This window comes from Devosia sp. Root413D1 (assembly GCF_001425235.1).
Lineage (GTDB): Bacteria > Pseudomonadota > Alphaproteobacteria > Rhizobiales > Devosiaceae > Devosia_A.
The window spans coordinates 720,210-737,002 of record NZ_LMEA01000011.1; the positions used below are offsets into that span (position 1 = coordinate 720,210).

Genomic DNA, 16,793 nt, shown 5'->3' on the forward strand with positions numbered 1-16,793 from the left:
ATAATGGGGGAGGTGAAGAGTCGAGGCTCTGTCTGCGATCGTGCCAAACACACCGAAAGGGCACCTCCCCCTTTATGGGGGAGGATGGGAGGGGGCCGTCTCTATCAGTCGGGTCAGCCAACGCAAGCGGCCCCACCCCACCCTTAATCCCTCCCCATCAAGGGGAGGGAGATCCGACTGCAAGGCTTCGGTTCTTTCGTCTCCCTCCCCCTTGTGGGGAGGGTAGCGCAGCTAGGCGGAGCCGCCGTAGCGAAGCTGGGTGGGGGTGGGCCCCACGCTCCAGCCCCTACCCCCGCGAAACCCGCCAACTCCTCACCTCGAACGGCCGTAGCCCCGCACCCTCGCCACGCGCCATCGGCTCCTCGAGAATGTTGAGGCTCTCGCTGAGCTTCCACCCCTCCGGCACCTCCACGGCGAAATCGCCGCGCCGGCCCGAGGGCTCATACACCCGCAGCACCAGCCCATTGCCGTCCTCGGCCGGCTTCAGCCCCGACAGCGCTGCCGGAATGCCGTCGATCCCGATCGGTTCATAATGCACCGCGGCGACGCCGCTGGCGACGGCGGCCAGCATCGGCTGGTTCAGGTCCTCGGCTTCCTCGCGCACCCGGCCCTCGTGCCATTCGCCGGCATGCGGATAGAGCGCATAGGTGAAGCGCTGCCCGCCTTCATCGGCCAGTGGGTCCGGATAGACCGGCGAGCGCACGAGACTGAGGCCCAGCACGTTGCCCTTGGCGCTGTGCCCGTACTTGGCGTCGTTGAGCAGCGCCACGCCGAAACCCGGCTCGCTCATATCGAGGAAGCGATGGCCCGGCACTTCGAACTGCGCCTGGTCCCAGCTGGTATTGTTGTGCGTGGTGCGCTGCACCACCCCGTTGGCGTGCTCGAACGTGGCATGGGCGGCGCGCACCGCCACCGGCGTCTGTGTCCTCAACAGGCAATGCCGATCGTGCCAGTCGATCTCGGTCGCGATATCGAGACGCACCCCGTTGGCGTCGAGGCTGTAGGTCTGCGTCACCGTCGAGGCGCGGAAGCGGCGGACGATGCGGATCGCGACGCGCGCCGGCGTATCCTCGACCACCTTGATGCTTTCGGGCCGGTTCAGCTCGATGCCTTTCTTGGCGTAATCCTCTTCGATGTCCCAGGCATCCCAGTCGCGCGGCTTATCGGCCGGATAGACCCAGAGCTGGTTGCCGCGGCCGGCAAGCGCCTCGCGCCCGGTCGCCTTGTGGATGAGGCTGGTGACGGTGCCATCGAGCCCGATCGTGGCGCGGATATGCGCGTTCTCGAGGTGGCTCTCGCTCACCGACAGGCCCGCCAGCGGCTCGAGCGTCGAGCGGGTGAACACCTTGATGCCGAGCGGCGCCATCACGTCGGAGCTCGAGAAATGCGTGCCGTCCGACAGCGTCACCCGCACTGGCCGGCGGCTGAGCGAGGGGTTCACCACGATCACCGCGTCATGCACATCGCCGTTCGGGATGCGGTTGACGATCACCGACATCGCCATCTGCTGACGCGCCAGCGCCCGGCCGACCGCGTCGTTCAGCTCGCGCTCGGCATCCTCGTAGACCTCGGCGATCGAGGAGCCGGGCAGGATGTCGTGGAACTCGTTCTTCAGCACCACGCGCCAGATATGCTCGAGGCTCTCCGGCTGCTCGCCACCGAGCAGCGCTGCCAGCGAGGCCAGCGTTTCGGCGGTGATCAGCGCGCGCTCAGCCTGCCGGTGCGCCTTCTTGGTGGCGCTCTGCGTGGTGAGCGTCGCGCGGTGCAGTTCCAGATAAATGTCGCCCTGCCACACCGGCAGTTCTGTCTGCTTGCCGGTCTCGTGCGCCGCGGCGAAGAAATCCTCGACCCGGCTCCAGCGCGCCTTGGGCAGCACCGGGAAATCCCGCAGCTGCATTTCGCGCTCGACATATTCCGGCGTGACCCCGCCGCCGCCATCGCCATAGCCCACGGCGAGCAGCGAAGTCTGGTGCTGCGGCTTCTGCATGAAGTTACGCCAGGTCTTCAGAATGCTGAGCGGGTTCACTGCCCCATTATAGCCGTGCCAGGGGTTGTTGAAGGTGTGGGTCAACACCCGCGAGCCATCGATCCCCTCCCACCAGAACAGGTCGGCCGGGATGGTATTGGTGTCGTTCCAGTTCACCTTGATGGTGAAGAACGAGTCGATACCGCCTTGTTTCAACAGCTGCGGTAGCCCGCCCGAAAAGCCGAAGCAGTCGGGCAGCCAGCACACCCGGTGCTTGACCCCGAACTTCTGCTGGAAATAGCGCTGCCCGTAGAGGATCTGCCGCGTCAGGCTCTCGCCGGTGGGCATATTGGTGTCGGGCTCGACCCACATGCCGCCGACCGTCTCCCAGCCGCCGGCCGCCACCTTCGCCTTGATCTTCTGGAACAGCGCCGGATCGTCTTCCTCGATCTGCGCGTAGTAATGCGCCGTCGACTGGTTGAAGCGGAAACCCGATTGCGCCAGGTACTCGTTGCTCCCCTCCATCAGCGTCACCGCCGTCGAGAAGGTACGGCGCATCTTGCGGCGGGTCTCGGCATAGGGCCAGAGCCAGGCGAGATCGATATGCGCATGCCCGGTGAGGGCGATCTCGCCCTGTTGCGGGAAGCGCTGCTTGAGTTCGCGCAGCCGCTCGATCAGCTTCAGGTCCGCCTTGATGACGCTCTGGCGCTGCGCTTCGCTGAGCGGCGCCGGGTTGTCCTTCAGCGGCGGCAATTGCCAGATCTTCTGCTGGCCGCGCTGCGGCGCAAAGCGCGCGACATAATCCTCGGTGCCCGACGGCCATTCGAGCGCGTAAAAGGCCTCTTCCGCTGCGGCGACCAGGTGCGGCACCACCTCGTGCCCGTCGAGCTCGCTGGCCGCTTCATGCACTTGGCTCAAGCGCAGGCGGAACGCGTCGACCGCGCCATCGAGCCAGTAGAGTCTGGCGTCGTTCAGATGCGGTTTGCGCACCGGTTCGCCGAACGGCAGCCGCGCCACCGCTTCCGCCTCGATGCGGAAATCATGCGCCCGCACCGGGAATTCCTTGTGATACGGGTCGTTGCCGAAACCGACATTGTCGTCGCCATAGATCAGCGTCGCCAGCGCCTCACCGCCGAGGTCGAGGAACAGCCGCGTCTCGGCAATCGGCCAGCTCGAGGGCACCGAAACGCCGGCAGCAAAGCTCTGCACGCCGTCACGGCTCGGCCATGGCGCTCCGACTTCGATCGGCTTGCCGTTCAGCGTCCAGCCGCCCACCGGCAGTGTCTCGCGCTCCCGCCACCAGGTGAGCTCATCCAGCCGCACCCTGATCCGGTCCAGCCGCTGCTCGATGGAGAGAGCCATGCGAAATATCCTCGTTGCAACGTTACAATGCGCGGCGGACAAAACCATAACTGGCCGCGGCTCGCTAGGGCGGGAAGCGGGAAAATGTTGCAGCGTCCAACAGTGACTGGGGAGGGGAGATCGCCTGAACCATCGTGCCCTCCAGGATCCCCTCTCTTGCGATTTCTAAGGCTTAGCAAACGCTAAGCCCAAGAAATCGCTTTCTCCCCCACAAGGGGGGAGATGATCGGTGGCTTCCATTCGCATCGGAGCGTCAGTCGGGACTCTCCCCCTTGGCGGGGGAGAAAGCGAAAACTTGGGCCTAGCGCAGCTAAGTCCTTAGTTTTCGCCAGAGAGGGGGTTCTGGCCCCCTCGGCGATCAGGCCTTGTTCTTGTTGTACAAGTCGAAGAACACCGCGGCCAGCAGCACCACGCCCTTGATCATCTGCTGCAGGTCGATGTTGATGCCCATGATCGACATGCCGTTGTTCAGGACACCCATGATGAAGGCGCCGATCACCGCGCCGGCGACCTGGCCGACGCCGCCCAGCGCCGAGGCGCCGCCGATGAACACCGCGGCGATCACGTCGAGCTCGAGCCCCTGCCCCGCCTTCGGCGTCGCCGAGTTGAGGCGGGCGGCGTAGATCATGCCGGCGAGCGCCGCGAGCGCTCCCATGATGGCGAAGATGTAGAAGGTCAGCCGCTCGGTCTTGATGCCCGACAGCGCCGCCGCCTTGGGGTTGCCGCCGATGGCATAGATACGGCGGCCGAAGGTCAGCCGCTTGGTGAGAAAGACGAAGCCGGCGATCAGGATGCCCATCACCACCAGGACGTTCGGCAGGCCTTTGTAGGACGCCAGCATGTAAGTGAAGAACAGCACCAGCGCCGCGATGACGATGTTCTTTGCGGCAAACAGCGCGAACGGCTCGCTCTCATAGCCGCGCGCCGTGCGGCGGGCCCGGGTGCGGATCGACAGCAGGATCATGCCGACTACGGCGACGATGCCGATGGCGAGCGTCGCCCCGTGCAGCACCAGCGGCTGCACGCCCTGGCTGGCCGGCACGAGGGTGATCGCCCCGATGAAGTCGGGGATGAACCCCGCCGACAGCAGCTGGAACTCGGCCGGGAACGGGCCGACCGACTGGCCGGCGAGAATGGACAGCGACAGGCCCTTGAAGATCAGCATGCCGGCCAGCGTCACGATGAAGCTCGGGATGCGGTAATAGGCGATCAGGTAGCCTTGCGCCGCGCCGATCGCCGCCCCGACCACGAGGCAGATGAGGCCGGCAACGATCGGGTTGGCGAGGAAGGCCAGCTCCGGCGGGAACTTCCAGCCGATCATCAGCATGGCCGCCAGCGCGCCGATAAAGCCCGACACCGAGCCGACGCTGAGGTCGATATGGCCGGCGACGATCACCAGCAGCATGCCCAGCGCCATCACGATGATGTAGCTGTTCTGCAGGACGATATTGGTGAGGTTCAGCGGCTTGAACAGCACGCCGCCCGTCGTCCACTGGAAGAACAGCATGATCAGGATCAGCACCAGCAGCAGGCCGTATTCGCGGAGGTTCGCTTGCAGCGCGCCCCAGATCGAAAGCGGCGCAGCGGCTTCTGCCGGGGTTGCAGCCTGCGGTGCGGTTTCGGTCGTCATGATGCAACTTTCCCTTCGGCGCGCACGATGGCGCGCATGATCTTTTCCTGGCTCGCCTCGGCGGTCGGCATTTCGCCGACCAGCCGGCCCTCGTTCATCACGTAGACGCGGTCGGTGATGCCGAGCAGTTCCGGCATCTCCGAGGAGATGACGAGGATGGCTTTGCCCTGCGCGGCGAGCTGGTTGATGATGCTGTAGATTTCGTACTTGGCGCCGACATCGATGCCGCGGGTCGGCTCATCGAGGATCAGCACTTCGGGGTTGGCGAACAGCCACTTGGACAGCACCACTTTCTGCTGGTTGCCGCCCGACAGGTTCCCCACCGTCTGGTAGACGCTCGACGACCGGATATTGGTCTTCTTGCGATAGTCGTTCGCCACGTCGAGCTCGGCGAGGTCGTCGATGACGCCCCAGCGCGACACGCCCCAGAGGTTGGCAAGCGTGGTGTTGTGCTTGATGTGGTCGATGAGGTTGAGCCCGAAGGTCTTCCGATCCTCGGTGGCGTAGGCGATGCCGTGCGACACGGCCTTTTCGACCGTCGAGGTATCGACCTTCTTGCCGTGCAGCAGCACCTCGCCGCTGACCTTCACGCCGTAGGATTTACCGAACAGGCTCATCGCGAATTCGGTGCGGCCCGAGCCCATCAACCCGGCGATCCCCACCACTTCGCCCTTCCGGACGTTGAGGTCGATGCCCTTGATCACCTGCCGGTCGCGGTGCTGCGGGTGGTAGACCGACCAGTTCTTCACCTCGAACACCACCTCGCCGATCTGAGGCGCGCGGGCCGGGTAGCGATCCTCGAGCGGGCGGCCGACCATCGAGGTGATGATCCGGTCCTCGGTAATATCGGCCTTGTCGAGCGTCTCGATGGTGTGGCCGTCGCGGATTACCGTGATCCGGTCGGAAACCTTCGAGACCTCGTTGAGCTTGTGCGAGATCAGGATGCAGGAAATGCCCTGCGCCTTGAAGCCGAGCAGCAGGTTGAGCAGCGCCTCGCTGTCCTTTTCCGAAAGGCTGGCGGTCGGCTCGTCGAGGATTAGCAGCTTCACTTCTTTGCTGAGCGCCTTGGCGATCTCGACCAGCTGCTGCTTGCCGGTGCCGATATTGGTGACCAGCGTATCGGGGTCTTCGTTGAGCCCGACCTTGCGCAGCACGGCGCGGGCGCCTTCACGCGTCTCGTCCCAATCGACGATGCCGGCTTTGGCGCGCTCGTTGCCGAGATAGATGTTCTCGGCAATCGACAAGAGCGGCACCAGCGCCAGCTCCTGGTGGATGATGACGATGCCCTTGTGCTCGCTGTCGCGGATCGAGCGGAAGGCGCATTCCTCGCCATTATAGATGATCTGGCCCTCATAGGAGCCATGTGGGTAGACGCCGGAAAGCACCTTCATCAGCGTCGATTTGCCGGCGCCGTTCTCGCCGACGATGGCGTGAATTTCGCCGGCCTTGACGTCCAGGTTGACGTTCTGCAGCGCCTTCACACCAGGAAAGGTCTTGGTGATGTCACGCATCTGCAGGATCGTGTCACGCATCGGCAAGATCGTGTCGCGCATCTCCGGGATCGTGTCGGTCATGGGCGGCCTTCTGGTTGGTCCCGGTCGCCAGATGGCGCCGCGGGGCCGGATTTACTTGTGGGGCGAAGTTTACTTGAGGGGATAGAATGCCGAAAGGGCCCCGCTGCTCAGCGAGGCCCTTCCGAAGGCTTCGACCTTACTGGAGGTCGGATTCCTTGATGTAGCCCGAGTCGACGACCAGAGCCTTGTAGTTGGTGGCATCGACGTCATGCGGGACGAGCAGGATCGACGGCACGACCTTGACGCCATTGTCATAGGTCTTGGTGTCGAGTCCTTCCGGCGTACCGCCGCCGACGACAGTGTCGACGAGCGCGGCAGTGGTCGCGGCCAGTTCGCGGGTATCCTTGAACACGGTCGAGTACTGCTCGCCGGCGATGATCGCCTTCACCGACGGGACTTCGGCGTCCTGCCCGGTGATGATCGGCCACGGCTGGTCGGCCGAACCGTAACCAACGCCGCGCAGCGACGAGATAATGCCGCGGCTCAGCCCGTCATAGGGGGCCAGGACGCCATCGACTCGGCTGCCGTCCGAGTAGTTGGCCGAAAGGATGTTGTCCATGCGGGCCTGCGCCACGGCGCCGTCCCAACGGAGCGTGCCGACCTTGTCCATGCCGGTCTGGCCGGACTTGATCACCACGTCGCCCGAGTCGATCAGCGGCTGGATGACGCTCATCGCGCCGTCGTAGAAGAAGAAGGCGTTGTTGTCGTCGGGCGAGCCGCCGAACAGTTCGACGTTCCACGGCTTGGTGCTCGGGAACCGCTCCTTCAGGCCCTTGACCAGCGAGTTGGCCTGCAGCACGCCGACCTGGAAGTTGTCGAAGGTGGTGTAGTAGTCGACATTGGCGCTTTCGCGGATCAGGCGGTCATAGGCGATGACCTTGATGCCCGAGTCGGCAGCCTGCTGCAGCACGGCACTGAGCGTCGTGCCGTCGATCGACGCGATCACCAGGGCCTTCACGCCCTTGGTCACCATGTTCTCGATCTGAGCGAGCTGGTTCGGGATATCGTCCTCGGCATATTGCAGGTCGACGCTGTAGCCCTTGGCCTCGAGGGCGGCCTTCAGCGAGTCACCGTCCGAGATCCAACGGAGCGACGACTTGGTCGGCATCGCAATGCCGATGGCGCCCTTGTCCTGGGCAAACGCCTGGCCGGAGAGCGCGATGGCGCCAACGGTGACGGCGGTCATAAGAAGCTTCAAGGCTTTCACTGGTTTCCTCCCGGGTAAACCTTGGTGACGGAACCGCGATCGGGACGTGCCGCCCGCGGGGAGGAAAGGTGAAGGGAACCAACCATCGCAGCTCATTGCTGCGCCGGTCTTCGTTGCCGTACCGGGCACCCGGTGGCGACGCCTCCCAAACGCCCCGTAGCCGGGGCATTTCGCGCGTCCTCCAACGCGCCGGCGGAACCTAGAGTAATCAGATATCGCTGTAAAGATGTCCGCCGAACGGCTGCCGAAGGCGTGTTCGCCGAGCTTTCATCCTTGCTCAAATTGCTATGTCTGCATTACAATTCGGCGTTGAGGAGAGCACCGGACAGACGACAAAGTTCGCGTCGGTGCCGTATAACATATCAGATAGGTGTGAGGGGAATGGCCCGTAGCGACGTGAACGCCGGCCCGGAGGATTACCCACTGACGGCGGCCGAGAGGGTGGCCAACGAGCTGACCGAGATCATCCTCGGCGAGCTCTCCCCGGGCGCCAGCATTCCGAGCGAAGCCGATATTGCCAGCCGCTTCGAGGTCAGCCGCCTGACGGTGCGCGAAGCGGTGAAAATGCTGGTCGGGCGAGGCCTCCTGCATATCGGCCGCGGCCGCCGCGCCGTGGTGCGCGAGCCCGACAGTTCGGTGTTCGCGGCGCTGCTCGTCTCGATCGTCCGCAACGATCCCAAGGGGCTGTTCGACCTGATCGAACTGCGCATGGCGATGGAATCGCTGTCATCGGGCCTCGCTGCGAAGCGCGCCAGCCGAGCCGGCATCCAGGCCATCGACAGCGCCATGCGCGACATGCGCGCCTCGGCAGCCGAGGCAGCCGACGGCGAAAACCCCGAGGCCGAGGCGCGTTTCCACGAAAGCGACCTGCAGTTCCACGAGGCCATCGCCATGGCGAGCGGCAACCGCGTCATCGCCTTCATCTTCGAAGCCATGGCCAAACCGTTACGCGAAAGCTTCGTAATGAGCCGGCGCGGCCAGACCCTGCGCGGCGCCGGCCGCGTCGAAACCGTCGAAGCCCACCAGGCCATCCTCGACGCCATCCGCGCCGGCGACCAACGCGCCGCCGTCGACGCCATGCGCGCGCACCTCAAAAGCACGGAACTGGACATCCGCTCGCACCTCGCCAGCGGAGTGGCGGCGGCTTAGCCGCACCGGTGTGCTTGGCGCCCCTCACCCCGCGGTGAGGCCTTTCGGCCTCATCCGCCGCCCTCTCCCCCCGGAGGGCGCTATTGCGCCCCCTTGGAGGGGCGAGGGGGCGATAGGGGCACTGCCGGTGCAAAGTGCGTCCCCTCTCCCTTCTGGGGAGAGGGTCAGGGTGAGGGGTGCCAAGCACACCGGCTGACGATACGCCAAGCCTACCCGTGATTAATCATCACATGCCGGACCGCCGTATAGTCCTCGAGCGCATAGACGGACATGTCCTTGCCATAGCCCGACTGCTTCAGCCCGCCATGCGGCATCTCGTTGACCAGCATGAAATGGGTATTGATCCACGTGCACCCATATTGCAGCCGCGCCGCCGTCTGCATCGCCTTCGACACATCCTTGGTCCACACCGATGAGGCGAGGCCATAGTCGCTGTCATTGGCCCAGGCGATGGCATCCTCGGGGTCGGTGAAGCGGGTGACCGACACCACCGGCCCGAACACTTCGCGCCGCACGATCTCATCAGCCTGCAGCGCCCCGGCGATCACCGTCGGCTCGTAGAAAAAGCCCCGGTCGCCCGACACATGGCCACCTGCAGTGATCTTGATATGCGGCAGTTCCGACGCCCGCTCGACGAAGCTCGCCACCCGGTCGCGCTGGCGCTTCGAGATCAGCGGCCCGATCTCGTTGAGCGTATCGTCGGCCTGGTTGTACTGGATCGAGTTGACCGCCGAGCTCAAGTCGGCCACCAGCCTGTCGTGGATTTTCGGGCCGGCATAGATCCGGCAGGCCGCCGTGCAATCCTGCCCGGCATTGTAGTAGCCGAAGGCCTTGAGCCCGCTCACCACCGCCTCGAGGTCGGCATCGTCATAGACGATCACCGGCGCCTTGCCGCCGAGTTCGAGATGCGTGCGCTTCACCGATTTGGCCGCCGCCTGCAGCACCTTCTTGCCGGTGGCGACGTCGCCGGTGATCGAGATCATGTTGATCTTGGGGTGGTTGATCAGCGCGTTGCCGACGCTGTCGCCGCGCCCCAGGATAACGTTGACCACGCCCTCGGGCAGCACCTCAGCAAAGACTTTCGCGAGCTTCAGCGCCGTCAGCGGCGTCTGCTCTGATGGCTTGTAGACCACCGTATTGCCGCCGGCGATGGCCGGCGCCAGCTTCCACGCCATCATCATCAGCGGGTAATTCCACGGCGCGATCGAGCCGACGATGCCGATCGGGTCGCGCCGCACCATCGAGGTGTGGCCCGGCAGGTATTCCCCCGCGATCGAGCCCTGCATATTGCGCACCGCCCCGGCAAAGAAGCGCCAGCAATCGACGATCGCCGGGATCTCGTCGTTCTTGACCGCATTGATCGGCTTGCCGCAGTTCAGCGCCTCGAGCGCCGCAAAGCCATCGGCATCGTCCTCGATCGCCTGCGCGATCTTGAGCAGGTAATTCGAGCGCTGCCCCGGCGTCGTCCGCGACCAGCTGGCGAAGGCTTTCTCCGCGGCGAGCACGGCGGCATCGATCTGCGTGAGCGAGGCCTCGGGAATGCCGCGGATCAGCTCCCCGGTTCTGGGATTGAGCACCTGCTCCTCGGTTTCCGTCCCCGCCTCGAAGCGCGAGCCGATCAGCATTTCGGTGTGCATTTTCTCTCTCCCATAACTCGACTTTCAGTGCACGTGGCCACCCCCCTCCCATCCTCCCCCACAAGGGGGGAGGTGTGGGTCGGTGAGGGTGGCAAGAGACCTGCCAAAGCCCCGATCGGCACCTCCCCCCTTGTGGGGGAGGTTGGGAGGGGGGTGGCCAGGTGAACTGCAGCCAGCATCACTTCCCCATCCCCGCCACCGTCTGATCCCCGCCGCGGCTGAAATAGAACGCCAGCAGGATCGGCAGCAGCGTCACGATCACCACCACCATGGCGACCACATTGGTCACCGGGCGCTGCCGCGGCCGCACCAGTTCCTCGAGCATCCAGATCGGCAGCGTCTGCTGCTGGCCGGCGGTAAAGGTGGTGACGATCACTTCGTCGAAGCTGAGCGCAAAGGCCAGCATGCCGCCGGCGAGCAGTGCCGTGCCGATATTGGGCAGGATGACGTGGCGGAAAGTCTGGAACTTGTCGGCGCCGAGGTCCATCGCCGCCTCGATCATCGAGCCCGAGGTGCGCCGGAAGCGCGCCACCGCATTATTGTAGACGACGACGATGCAGAAGGTCGCGTGCCCCAGCACAATCGTCCAGAACGAGAACGGGATCTCCATCAGGCTGAACGCTGAACGGAGCGATATGCCGGTGATGATGCCGGGCAACGCAATCGGCAGGATCACCAGCAGCGAAATCGTCTCGCGCCCGAAGAACCGGGTGCCTGAAACGGCCGCGGCGCAGAGCGTTCCCAACACCAGCGCGATGGCGGTCGAAATGGCCGCCACCTGCACCGACAGGGTCAGCGCCTGCCACACGTCGGGCCGGTTCCAGGTCACGGCAAACCACTTCAGCGTCAGCCCCGGCGGCGGCCACTGATAGGTCCGCTCCTCCGAGGAGAAGGCATAAAGAAAGATCAGCGCGATCGGCGCCAGCATGAAGAACAGCCCGGCGCCGGCAGCGAGCTTCAGCCCCCAGGGGGCGCGGGGGGTGTCAGAGCGCATCATGGCCTCCGACATCGAGCGTGGGGCTCACCCCCTCCCAACCTCCCCCGTCTAGGGGGAGGTGCCGGCCGGTGCGTGTGGCAAAATAGGAAGGCAAGCCTCGATGGGCACCCTCCCCCTTCGGGGCGCTACCGCGTCCCCCGGGAGGGTTGGGGAGGGGGGCGGGGAGCCCGGATGCCTGAGGCTCAAAGCGCATCGAACGCCCCCATGCGCTTGGCCATCCACAGGTAGAGCCCCATGATGACGATCGGCACCACGGTGAAGGCGGCGGCCAGCGGGATGTTCCCGGCCGTGCCCTGGTGCGCGTAGACCGCCTGGCCGATGAAGAAGGCCGAGGTGCCGATGATCTGCGGGATGATGTAATCGCCCAGCGTCAGCGAGAAGGTGAAGATCGAGCCGGCGACGATCCCCGGCAGCGCCAGCGGGAAGATCACCCTCCAGAACGTCTGCATCGGCGTCGCGCCCAGATCGGACGAGGCGTCTAGCAGGTTCGTCGGCACCCGCTCGATCGCCGCCTGGATCGGCAGGATCATGTAGGGCATCCAGACATAGAGGAAGACGAGGAACGTGCCGGTATAGCTGATCGACAGCGAGTTGCCGCCGATCACCGGCAGGCTGAGCCAGGCGTCCAGCAGCCAGGTCAGGTGCAGCTGCTCGAACACCCAGTTGAGGATGCCCTCCTTGGCGAGGATCAGTTTCCAGGCATAGACCTTCACGAGGTAGCTGGCCCACAGCGGCAGCATGATGCCCAGATAGAACAGCGCCTTCCATTTCCCCCGCGCATAGCGCGCCGCCATATAGGCGATGGGAAAGGCGATCAGCGCCGAGGCCAGCGTCACCGCTGCCGCCATGCTCACCGTGCGGAGGATCACGTCGAGGTTCTGCGGCCTCAGCAGCTCAGCGTAGGTCTTGAGCGTGAACTCGTAATTGATCAGCCCGGAGAACTCGTCGATCGAGAAAAAGCTCTGCAGCAGGAGCGCGAACAGCGAGCCGACATAGACGATACCGAGCCAGAGCAGCGCCGGCAGCAGCAACAGGAAGACGAACAGCTTCGGCTGCCGCCAGAAGCGGTCGCTGAGCGCCCCGAGCCAGCCGCGCTGGTTCGGGAGGATCGCGCTGGAACTGCTCGCGGCGATCGCGCTCACCCCGCGTCCTCCATCAGATGCAACGCCTCGCGGGCAAAGCCGATGGTTACCCGGGCCCCATCGGCGGGCACGTCAGTGCCGGAGGGCACCACCGCATGGAGCAGCGTACCGCCGAGTTCGATGCCGAGCCGCGTCGTGGCGCCGAGATACGAGCGCGACACCACCGTACCGGTGAGCGCCGAATGGCCGCCCTCGCTGCGGAGCAGGTGGATCGCCTCCGGCCTGAGCGAGGCCCAGCGCCGCTCGCCGGCAATGGTTTCGACGAACTCCGGCGCCAGCACATTGGAGGAGCCGACGAAATCGGCGACGAAGCGCGAATTGGGCTTGGTATAGATTTCTTCGGGCGTCCCCACCTGCACCAGCTTGCCGAAATCGAACACCGCCACTCGGTCGGCCATCGACAGCGCTTCGCCCTGGTCGTGGGTGACGAAGATGAAGGTGATGCCGAGCGTCTTCTGCAGCGCCTTCAGCTCTTCCTGCATCTGCTCGCGCAGCTTCAGATCGAGCGCCCCGAGCGGCTCGTCGAGCAGCAGCACCTTGGGCCGGTTGACGATGGCGCGGGCCAGCGCCACCCGTTGTCGCTGACCGCCCGAGAGCTGGCCGGGCCGCCGGTCGCCATAGCCGCCGAGCTTCACCAGCTCCAGCGCCGCCTCGGCCTCGCGAGCCCGCGTCGCCTTGTCGACCCTCTTCAGCATCAGCGAGAATTCAACATTCTCGCGCACGTTCATGTGCGGGAACAGCGCGTAATCCTGGAACACCGTGTTGACGTTGCGCCGATAGGGCGGCACGCCCTCCACCGCGTCGCCGAAAATCCGGATCTGCCCCAGCGTCGGCTGCTCGAAGCCGGCGATCAACCGCAAGCAGGTGGTCTTGCCCGAGCCCGAGGGGCCGAGCATGGCGAAGAACTCCCCTTCCCCGACCTCGAGATCGACCTCGTCGAGAGCTCTCACCGCGCCGAAATGGCGGGAAACGGTTTGCAGGGACACGGCCGAGGTCATGCGTCAGGGAGCCTTTGCGTCAACCGGGGAGCTTCACCGTCTCAGATAACGGCGAAAGATCCGCGGGGATCAACCGGAGGATTTGCAAAGGCAAATCCCCGGGATGTCGGGAGAATTTTGCCGCGAGCGGCAAAAATTCCCCTAGGGCCGGCGATTTGCCGTTGGCAAATCGCCGGGATCGGAGGATTTGCCTCACGGCAAATCCCCTTGGTGTCACCCCCGCAACGGCGGAAACCCACTCGCTGTGGACGCGAGGTTGCGCTGGGCTCCGCCGTCGCGGGAGTGACCGTCGCGGGATGAGGGAACAGCGCAGCGCGCTTTTCCCCCGGGCCGACTAGAGCCCCCTAGCGGCCGCCGATAACCCCGACGTAGTCGCTGACCCAGCGGTAATACGGCACGCACTCACCCGCCTCGCACTTGGCGGTCGGGGTCCGCCAGAAGCGGATCTTGTCGAAGTTCTCGTAGCCGTTGGTGGCGCAGCCCTCATCGGTGAGGAGCTCATTGCCCTTGCAGGCGGCCGGCACCGACGGCACCGTGCCGAACCAGGCCGACACATCGCCCTGCACCTTGGGCGAGAGCGAATGCTCCATCCACATATAGGCGCAGTTGGGATGCGCGCTCTCGGCGTGCAGCATCGTCGTATCGGCCCAGCCGGTGATGCCTTCTTCCGGGAAGGTCGACGCCACCTTGGCGCCTTCGGCCTTCAGCACGTTGACCATGAACGGCCAGGACGAGGAGGCAACGACGCCTTCGTTCTTGAAGTCGTCCATCTGGATGAACGCATCGTGCCAGTAGCGGCCGACCAAGGTGCGCTGCACCCGCAGCAGGTCGAGCGCCGCCTTGTACTGATCCTCGTTCAGCGCATAGGGGTCGGTGATCCCCAGCTCCGGCTTGTGCTTCATCAGGTAAAGCGCCGCGTCGGCCACGTAGATCGGGCCGTCATAAGCCTGGACGCGCCCCTTGTTCGACTTGCCGTCGGGCAGCGTCGTCTCTTCGAACACCACGTTCCAGCTGGTCGGCGGCTTATCGCCAAACACCTCGGTATTGTACATCAGCACGTTGGCGCCCCAGACATAGGGCGTGCCGTAATGGGTGCCATCGACGGTATGCCAGGCGGCGCTCTCGATGCGCGGATCGATCGTCGACCATGACGGGATCAGCGCCGTGTTGATCGGTTGTACGCGCTTGCCGGCGATCAGCCGCAGTGAGGCATCGCCCGAGGCGGTGACGAGGTCGAAGCCGCCTTCGTTCATCAGCGCCACCATTTCGTCCGAGGTGTTGGCGGTCTTCACCGTCACCTTGCAGCCGCTATCGGCTTCGAACTTGGTGACCCAGTCATAGTTCGGGTCGGTCTCACCGCGCTCGATGTAACCGGCCCAGGCGACGATCGAAACTTCGCCCTCCCCCGCGCCGAGCGACTGCAGCATCTCCTGCGCAGCCACCTGACCGGTGAAGGTCGCAACCATGGTCAAGGCCGTACACGTCTTGAGGATGGATTTCATCGATTTCTCCCTGCTCGGGCAGCGCTCCCAAATGCGCATCATGCCCTTGATTGGGAGCTTATCGAGCGCTTTGCTATGCGCAAATGTATTCGTCCGGGGGGAGTTATCGGATTTTCCGATAGCTCTGCCACCGGACGTGCCCACCCCTCTCCCTCAGGGGAGAGGGTAGTGCAGCTAGGACCGTGAGGTCCGCAGCGGAACTAGGGTGAGGGGTTCAGCTTCTCAACGAGCGCGTTTGGCGCCGCTTCACCCCTCAACCGGCCTTCGGCCACCTTCTCCCCTGAGGGGAGAAGGGACGAGGTTGCCAGCTCCAGGCTGCGGGTGGCGCCATCACCTCACCGCTCCTGCGCCGCCCTGCCCCGCGATGGGTGCTGCTGCTGCGCCAGCCCGATGAAATCGCGCGCCGCCTGGGTCAGCTGGCTGCCGCGGCGCCAGACCATCCCCACCTGCACCACCGGCAGCGCCCCCGAGATGTCGCGGCTTTCGATCCGGTCGCCTTCCAGCGACCACGGTCGATAGACCAGGTCCGGCAGCAGCGCGATGCCGGCGCCGGTGGCGACGAGGCTGCGCACTGCCTCGACCGAGCGAGTGCGGAACGCCACATTGGGCCGGGCGCTGAAGGCGGCGAGGAGCTTTCCGGTATTCTCCTCGGTCTCATCCACCGTCAGCATGATCAGGGGCTCCGGCACGATATCGGAAACCGAGATGATGTCGGCGCCGGCCAGTCGGTGCCCGAGCGGCAGCCACAGCCGATAGGGCGAGGTCTCGAAGATCTCGGCCTGCAGCGCCACGCGGTCGCGTAGGTTGGAGATCACCATCACCGCCACGTCGAGCTCGCCGCCGATCAGCAGGTGTTCGAGATAGTCACCATTATCCTCGATCGCCGTGACATTGACGTTGGGATAGGCCCGCCGGTAGCGCGCGAGGAGATCCGACAGCACATAGCCGGCCACCAGTGACGTCACCCCCAGCTGCAAGTTGCCGCCGGCCGGCGCCTCTGCCTCGCCGAAACTGCGCCGCGCATCCGAGACGCTGGCGAGGATGCGGGCCGCGTGGCGGTAGAACTGGTGCCCCTTATGGGTAATGGTCAGCCCGCGCCGATGCCGCTCGAACAACGTCACCCCGAGATCGGATTCCAGCTCCTTGATCGCATCGGTCACCGCCGACTGGCTGATCGACAGCGATTGCGCCGCCCCCGACACTGTCCCCTCCTCGGCGACCGAGATGAAATACTGTAGCTGCCTCAGGGTGAAAGCCATGTCGCACTAAAGCATTGGCAGCGGGGCCGCTCAATCGCTATGGGTGGGCAAAACTCGAGCTTCGGAGGCAAAATCATGGGCAGCCGCGCCAACACCCTCGCCGCCATCGAACGCCGCGTCCGCCGCATCGGCCGGCCGTTCGGCGTGAGCCTGCTGGTGGCAGAAAAGCGCAACCCCAAGATCGAGGCGCATGGCGGCTACATGCTGCGCGACGACGACACCTTCGAGATCGTCTTCGGCAATGCCGGCTACGATTTCTCCGCCAGCCTCGAGGAAATCGAAGAGTTCCTGTTGGAATCGCGCACCGCCATGCGCGAGGAGATCAAGGGCAAGAAGAAGCGGTAGGTTCAGGTCGGAAGACCACTTAACT

At 64.9% G+C, this 16,793-nt stretch carries 12 protein-coding genes; 2 read left to right on the plus strand and 10 right to left on the minus strand.

Features of this window, described 5'->3' with window-relative positions; all coding sequences use genetic code 11:
• Positions 1-286: 286 nt before the first annotated feature.
• The 4 genes from ASC89_RS20895 to chvE all read right to left on the minus strand — a co-directional run bounded on the left by ASC89_RS20895 (position 287) and on the right by chvE (position 7,739).
• Positions 287-3,328, minus strand: coding sequence for a glycoside hydrolase family 38 C-terminal domain-containing protein (locus tag ASC89_RS20895; protein WP_056001391.1), 3,042 nt, complete (start codon positions 3,326-3,328; stop codon positions 287-289).
• Positions 3,329-3,686: 358 nt separating this feature from the next.
• On the minus strand, positions 3,687-4,958 hold the full coding sequence (mmsB, locus tag ASC89_RS20900; protein ID WP_056001395.1) for a multiple monosaccharide ABC transporter permease: 1,272 nt from the start codon (positions 4,956-4,958) through the stop codon (positions 3,687-3,689).
• Complete coding sequence (gene mmsA / locus ASC89_RS20905; RefSeq protein WP_056001983.1) at positions 4,955-6,490, minus strand: multiple monosaccharide ABC transporter ATP-binding protein; 1,536 nt, start codon at positions 6,488-6,490, stop codon at positions 4,955-4,957. The genes mmsB and mmsA overlap by 4 nt, the downstream gene beginning before the upstream one ends.
• 178 nt (positions 6,491-6,668) lie before the next feature.
• The gene (gene chvE, locus ASC89_RS20910; protein WP_055881045.1) at positions 6,669-7,739 is read right to left on the minus strand and encodes a multiple monosaccharide ABC transporter substrate-binding protein; all 1,071 of its coding nucleotides are present in this window, start codon (positions 7,737-7,739) and stop codon (positions 6,669-6,671) included.
• A 381-nt stretch (positions 7,740-8,120) separates the two neighbouring features.
• Between chvE and ASC89_RS20915 the strand changes: the two genes are divergently transcribed.
• The gene (locus ASC89_RS20915) at positions 8,121-8,888 is read left to right on the plus strand and encodes a FadR/GntR family transcriptional regulator (protein WP_055881048.1); all 768 of its coding nucleotides are present in this window, start codon (positions 8,121-8,123) and stop codon (positions 8,886-8,888) included.
• A 209-nt stretch (positions 8,889-9,097) separates the two neighbouring features.
• Here ASC89_RS20915 and ASC89_RS20920 read toward each other — a convergent pair whose 3' ends face one another.
• The 6 genes from ASC89_RS20920 to ASC89_RS20945 form a co-directional block, all read right to left on the minus strand.
• Positions 9,098-10,525, minus strand: a complete 1,428-nt coding sequence (locus ASC89_RS20920) for a gamma-aminobutyraldehyde dehydrogenase (protein ID WP_056001399.1) — start codon at positions 10,523-10,525, stop codon at positions 9,098-9,100.
• 178 nt (positions 10,526-10,703) lie between these two features.
• Entirely contained in the window at positions 10,704-11,519 is an 816-nt protein-coding gene (locus ASC89_RS20925; protein ID WP_055881313.1) for an ABC transporter permease, read from the minus strand.
• Positions 11,520-11,704: 185 nt separating this feature from the next.
• Positions 11,705-12,664: an ABC transporter permease gene (locus tag ASC89_RS20930; RefSeq protein ID WP_056001401.1), complete on the minus strand. Its 960-nt coding sequence runs from the start codon at positions 12,662-12,664 to the stop codon at positions 11,705-11,707.
• On the minus strand, positions 12,661-13,662 hold the full coding sequence (locus tag ASC89_RS20935) for an ABC transporter ATP-binding protein (protein ID WP_056001404.1): 1,002 nt from the start codon (positions 13,660-13,662) through the stop codon (positions 12,661-12,663). The genes ASC89_RS20930 and ASC89_RS20935 overlap by 4 nt, the downstream gene beginning before the upstream one ends.
• A 344-nt stretch (positions 13,663-14,006) precedes the next feature.
• Positions 14,007-15,164, minus strand: coding sequence for an ABC transporter substrate-binding protein (locus tag ASC89_RS20940; RefSeq protein ID WP_056001407.1), 1,158 nt, complete (start codon positions 15,162-15,164; stop codon positions 14,007-14,009).
• Positions 15,165-15,499: 335 nt separating this feature from the next.
• Positions 15,500-16,423, minus strand: coding sequence for a LysR substrate-binding domain-containing protein (locus tag ASC89_RS20945; protein WP_055881060.1), 924 nt, complete (start codon positions 16,421-16,423; stop codon positions 15,500-15,502).
• A gap of 75 nt (positions 16,424-16,498) precedes the next feature.
• On the opposite strand from ASC89_RS20945, the gene ASC89_RS20950 reads away from it, so the two are divergent.
• The gene (locus ASC89_RS20950) at positions 16,499-16,768 is read left to right on the plus strand and encodes a hypothetical protein (protein ID WP_056001410.1); all 270 of its coding nucleotides are present in this window, start codon (positions 16,499-16,501) and stop codon (positions 16,766-16,768) included.
• The last annotated feature ends 25 nt before the right edge of the window (positions 16,769-16,793 follow it).